The organism is Shewanella sp. c952 (assembly GCF_019654975.1).
Classification (GTDB): Bacteria; Pseudomonadota; Gammaproteobacteria; order Enterobacterales; family Shewanellaceae; genus Shewanella.
In genome coordinates this window covers 1-915 of record NZ_BPEW01000085.1, presented here as the reverse complement: position 1 = coordinate 915, position 915 = coordinate 1, and the positions used below count along the sequence as shown (strand labels likewise).

At 51.3% G+C, this 915-nt stretch carries 1 protein-coding gene; it reads right to left on the bottom strand.

Annotated elements, in window-relative coordinates:
* Positions 1 to 915: hypothetical protein (locus tag K5R16_RS21960; protein ID WP_220740528.1), on the bottom strand; the 915-nt coding region annotated here is incomplete at both ends.

Below are 915 nucleotides of genomic sequence, written 5' to 3'. Positions count from 1 at the left end.
AGCGAAAAAACTATTTCCTCTTCTTCTTCTCGCTTGCTTCTCCCTTTTGCTTGTTCCGCTTCCCTGCTCCGCTCGCCTGTTCCTTTCCTCCCGCCTCTCTCCGTTGGTCCCCCTCTTCCTCTTTCTCCTTTCTTTCCCTCTTTTTTTTTCTCTCTTCCTCTCCCCTTCTCTCCCTTTCTTCCTCTTCCCCCGTTTTCGCCCTTTTTCCCCTCCTTCTTCCCCCCCCTTCCTTTCCCCTCTCCCTTTCCCCCTTTTTCCTCCCCTCCTCTTCCCTTGTCTCTCGGTGCCCCTCCCTGTCGGCCTTCCCCTCGCTGGGCTCCCTTCCTGCCGCGGCATCCCGCTTTTCCCCTCTTTCCCCCCCTCTCCTTTTTCCCCCTTCTCCTTTTTCTTTTTCCTCTCTCCTCCCTCCCTCTCTCTCTTACGGCCCTCTTCCTCCCTCTTTCCCTCCCTCTCTCTCTCTTCCTCTCCCTTCCCTTCCTTCTCTTTCTTTTTTTCTCTCTCTCCTTTCTCCCCTTCCCCCCCCCTTCCCTCTTTTTCCCTTCCTTTTTCCTTCCTTCCCCCTCTCCCTTCCCCCCTTTCCCTTTCCCTCTTCTCCCTCCCCTTTTTTTCCTCCTTCTCCTCCTCCTTCCTCTTTTCTCTTTCTTTTCTCCTCTTTTTCTTCTTTTCCTTTTCTCCCTTTTCTTTCTTTTCCTTCTTCCCCTTCCTCTTTCTTCTTCTCTTTTCTCTCTCTCTTTTTTCCTCCTTTTTTCCTTCTTCTCTTCTTTCTCTCCTTGTTCCGTTCCCCCCTTCTCGTTCCTCCCCCTCGTTCCTTTCTTGCCTCTTTTCTCTCCTTCTTCCCTTCCCCTCCTTCTTCTTTTTCTCTTTCTCTTTTTTTCTCTTCTTTTTTCCTTCTCTCCTTCCTCCCCCTTTCTCCTC